Genomic DNA, 4,062 nt, shown 5'->3' on the forward strand with positions numbered 1-4,062 from the left:
GAAGATCCGAGGAAAAATATAAAAGCAAGTGGAGAAAAACAATCCGTTCTTCTCCACTTGCTTTATTTTAAGGACTTATCGGACATCCCCATTTTAAAATTTGGCTCTGTCTAAGAATAATGTTGAAAATGGATATTTTCTGGAAGTTTCAGGTATAAAAAGACTATGCATAAAATTATGGAGGTCTTGGTATGCCTAATGTAGAATCAGTAATAAAAGATATAAAGACTTTAGGAGCAACAAGATAAGAAGATATATTAAATTATCTTGAAGAAGTAATCGTACTGGACTCATTTGCTACTGAAGTTAAGGAAAATAGGTTTTCAAGAGGAAAGGTGTGTCCTCATTGTGACCATGATGAAGTATCAAGAAGCAGCATGGCATAGATATAGATTTGACGGAGGTTAGAGATGCGAAAAGTTTATCTAGATAGAACAGAATTAACTGGAGCCATAAATGTATTTTTAAAAGATACTGAGATTATATTGGCAGGTACAACCATTTTTTCTATGAGTATTTATGATAGAAATGAGGAGTATCAAAAATATGCTAACAATTATGATATTCAATTTATATTTGACGATTATATTCCACGTTTAGAATTCTATACGGTTCCACATGTAGATATTATGGCAAAAGATAGTAAAGGTGGATTTATCGGAACCGTTGGCCAACAATGTGACCTAGAAAGTGACGCACCAATTTGTTATATCAATAAGGATTTGGAGTGCTTGATAATTTCTGAAAACGGAGGAGATTTTCTGCGTAATATAGAATCATGGCAAGACAACTTGAAACCCTATGATAATATTACCGTTTATCGTTCGAAAGCAGAAGCAAAAATGGAACTAGAATTTATCGATTTGTCTGAGATAGGAATAGATGAAGGTAATCTATAAATCTTAATAAGCATAATAAATAAAAAAAGCGGCTCCTGTATTATTTTGAAAAGATTCTCTTCCTTTTTGCTCACTAATTTACCATATATTGTTCATCTATTCTTCACTTTCACGTAAATAGAAAAAAGCTATTCTCCAACTTGAAGAGAATAGCCACAGCTAGCTTAATATACGATACACTTTTAGATTAGGCCAAATGGATTTCCAATTCTTATTTGTTATGCGGTCTTCGTAAATCTTCACTCGTTCTTTGGTCTGTGTAAAAAAGGGTGTTGGCTTTACCTCAAGGTTGACAACATCACTAATTCCACAAGGGGCTGTTAAGATCACTTGGTCTTTTTCATCCAATTTCACCCCTAAAGCTGTTGCTGTTTCAGGAAACTTAGAAATAGCATCAACTGAAGAAGAATACGGAGGCATATTACTTTTTATGTGCATTCTTGCCTCATTTTTAACAGACCAAGGAATGTTTGGCATACGGGATTTAAGCAATGCCTCGAGTTTCTTTTCTTCTGACTCATCAATATTAGTGGGCTCAAAATAAAAAGGAATTTTTCAAAGCTCAATGGAGTATTAATAAGGCACTGGATACTTATCTACAAAGCAGTTTATCCGAAGCTTTTCACTTTTTCTTACAATGGTCAAAGCAACGAAGCTATTGGCTGGTTTAATATATTAACTTCAACAAAATAAGCATTAACCCTTCTTGGATGAATGCTTATTTTGTCTAGGTACATTGGTTCAAATAGTATTTTTTAAAATAAAAATCATTGTTACGTAAATGTATATGAAGTTATAATTAATATCCTTTCATCCTATTCATTGATAAATCCTTTTATCATCTTGTATTTCCTTTAATTCTTTCTTTATTCCATAAAATAAATAAATAGATTCCAATTAGAGAAAAAGGGATTACAGCATTCAATATGGCCTTTGTTTTATCTTGGAGAGTAGTCAGATTGATCATTCCTTCTGGCAAAAATAAGAGAATTGGAATAATAATAGTCACCCAAGACTTACTCCATACAGCTATCCAAATAAAAATGATGGTTGCACAACTGATTGCCACGATATTTCCAATCATCCCAAATTCAACAACAGGTGTGTTAATCGAGCTATTTAAATAGAGAAGAACCATAAATAATACAAATGGGAGTATACTGGTTAGTCCTAATACGATCCGTTCATTTATTTTCGTGAACTGTCTACTTGAGACATATTTAAACACACTGGCTGTAATAAATAAGTAAAGTAGAAATATCAATGGATAACCAACTAAATCAAGGATTGAGAATTCTATAGAGCCACGAATTGCTTTCCCCGTAAGAATAAAAGCAAATGCTCCCAACATAACTATTGGTATATATTTGACTAATCCCTTCAAATCAAAAGATATTTCATTTGCTACTTGCTCCATATACTCTTTAGGGCTTTTGCCGATGATATCATCTATATTTTTTCCGTTCTTTTCAGCTTCATAAAGATGATCTTCTAATTCTTCAATGATTTCATTAATTTCGATTTCTTTTTTACCACTTGAAATTAAATACACTCTTAGATTTTCCAAAAAGTCTCGACTTTCCATTGATATGTGCATATTATTTTAATCTCCTTCCTTTAATAGCTGATGGACACTATTGGAGATAGCAGCCCAATTCTTCTTAAATCCCTCTAATTCATCTTGTCCCTTCACGGTTAGGGAATAATATTTCCTCATCGGACCACCTGAGGGTAGCTTTTTCTGACTTACTGTAACAAGACCTTCCTTTTTCATACGGAGTAACAAAGGATAAATACTTCCTTCACTAACCATCGTAAAGCCGTATTCACTCAATTTCTCCGTCATTTCGTACCCGTAGGTTTCTTTTTTCGAAATAATCGAAAGTAGGCACCCCTCTAAAATCCCTTTAAGTATTTGACTCGAAGACAATTAGTTCCCTCCTTTGAAGGATTTACCCAACTAACTTGCAATGCAAGATAGTTGGGTAAATAAAAAACTATCTTGCATTACAATATAGTTGGAGATTACCATATTTTGAAGAGTAGCTCAAGTTATTTATAATAAATTGAGTAATTTGCAATGTAATATTTAATAATACTGTTACCTATTCCACTAACATGACCTCTCGGGAAAGCTATTTTCGCATGGATGGTGGTTCTGGAATGTCCTTAATGACGCCATTCCCCTCTTGGACCTTCGATAAATCCATCTAAAGAAACGGCCAAATCCAATAGTATTCTTCTTGATCTTTCGTATTTGACCATCATTCATCCTCCTTTAAGTCGGATAACAGCGAAGATGTTTCCTTGTTGAAGAAACCAACTCCTTCGTAAAAAAACCTATCTCCTTAAAGACATAAATGTAGATGGACTTAATTCTTCACTCTCAATAACAATAGCGGTCAATCCTGTAACTGTTTTTGTTGCATGCCATTCATCTTTTCCCCAAAAAACAGCATCCCCTGATTGGACTTTTGTGTATTCCTCATTTTCACCCCGAACATAACAAAATCTGAATTGAATTTTGTAACCTTCTTACCAATCTCTTTGCCAAATTTATAAATCTCCATTTTGCACCTCCCTAAAACGTAAGAAGAAAATAGACTACTCAGTTATGATTGTAAAAGATCACCCACAATTGTTATTGTATTAACCCGCTGCAATAGGTGATGAAGCGACACCCTCGTTTAGCTATCTCACTCCGTTAATTTAATAGGCAGAAGGAAACCGACATTGTTTCATTCCAAACAGTCTATCAATTGGATTTAATAATTTCTTCACCAAATTTTAAGCATTCTCTACAAATAGAAACACCTGGTCCTAAAGCTAAGTCTCCAACTTCTTCTTTACTTCTACGGCAAAAAGAACAGGTATCAACATGGTCAGGATGAATTTTGCTCTCATGTTTTTTCTCTACTGCATTATATAGCTCGTCAATAACTTTCGGCTCTATATAATCAAACTCCCCTTTTAATTTCAATGCAATAGTCGTATAAGCAATTGCCATTCCTTCATAGAATCGTTGTCTCTCTATTTGTTGACTATCTTTAGTTTTTACTTCACATAACCCCCCTCTGTTAGGATAGATGTCGTAGACAACTTTAGTGTATAGTTTAACTAACACACGGAGGTTGATCGACATGAAAAATAATAATGGTAAACG

At 33.8% G+C, this 4,062-nt stretch carries 5 protein-coding genes and 1 pseudogene; 1 reads left to right on the forward strand and 5 read right to left on the reverse strand.

What is annotated here, in order from left to right; translation table 11 throughout:
• Window positions 1-410 precede the first annotated feature (410 nt).
• Window positions 411-899, forward strand: coding sequence for a hypothetical protein (locus J2S07_RS21580; protein WP_307152430.1), 489 nt, complete (start codon window positions 411-413; stop codon window positions 897-899).
• Window positions 900-1,058: 159 nt separating this feature from the next.
• Here the strand turns inward: J2S07_RS21580 and J2S07_RS21585 are convergent.
• From J2S07_RS21585 to J2S07_RS21605, 5 genes and pseudogenes are all read right to left on the reverse strand, one after another.
• Window positions 1,059-1,442 (reverse strand): annotated as a pseudogene (locus J2S07_RS21585) (nucleotidyltransferase family protein); the annotation flags it as partial.
• A gap of 295 nt (window positions 1,443-1,737) precedes the next feature.
• Complete coding sequence (locus tag J2S07_RS21590) at window positions 1,738-2,496, reverse strand: HAAS domain-containing protein (protein ID WP_307152431.1); 759 nt, start codon at window positions 2,494-2,496, stop codon at window positions 1,738-1,740.
• A 6-nt stretch (window positions 2,497-2,502) separates the two neighbouring features.
• Window positions 2,503-2,829, reverse strand: a complete 327-nt coding sequence (locus J2S07_RS21595) for a PadR family transcriptional regulator (protein WP_307152432.1) — start codon at window positions 2,827-2,829, stop codon at window positions 2,503-2,505.
• Between the two features lie 472 nt (window positions 2,830-3,301).
• Window positions 3,302-3,469: a hypothetical protein gene (locus J2S07_RS21600; RefSeq protein WP_370872918.1), complete on the reverse strand. Its 168-nt coding sequence runs from the start codon at window positions 3,467-3,469 to the stop codon at window positions 3,302-3,304.
• 185 nt (window positions 3,470-3,654) lie between these two features.
• Window positions 3,655-4,041 (reverse strand): ClpX C4-type zinc finger protein, encoded by a 387-nt coding sequence (locus J2S07_RS21605; protein WP_307152433.1) that lies wholly within the window; start codon window positions 4,039-4,041, stop codon window positions 3,655-3,657.
• Window positions 4,042-4,062 lie beyond the last annotated feature (21 nt).

Source organism: Anoxybacillus andreesenii (assembly GCF_030813005.1).
Classification (GTDB): domain Bacteria; phylum Bacillota; class Bacilli; order Bacillales; family Cytobacillaceae; genus Robertmurraya; species Robertmurraya andreesenii.

Excerpts from the sequence above, each read along its gene's own strand:
- J2S07_RS21580 (WP_307152430.1), top strand. The coding sequence starts at position 411 with ATGCGAAAAGTTTATCTAGATAGAACAGAATTAACTGGAGCCATAAAT.
- J2S07_RS21590 (WP_307152431.1), bottom strand. The coding sequence starts at position 2,496 with ATGCACATATCAATGGAAAGTCGAGACTTTTTGGAAAATCTAAGAGTG.
- J2S07_RS21600 (WP_370872918.1), bottom strand. The coding sequence starts at position 3,469 with ATGGAGATTTATAAATTTGGCAAAGAGATTGGTAAGAAGGTTACAAAA.
- J2S07_RS21605 (WP_307152433.1), bottom strand. The coding sequence starts at position 4,041 with ATGTCGATCAACCTCCGTGTGTTAGTTAAACTATACACTAAAGTTGTC.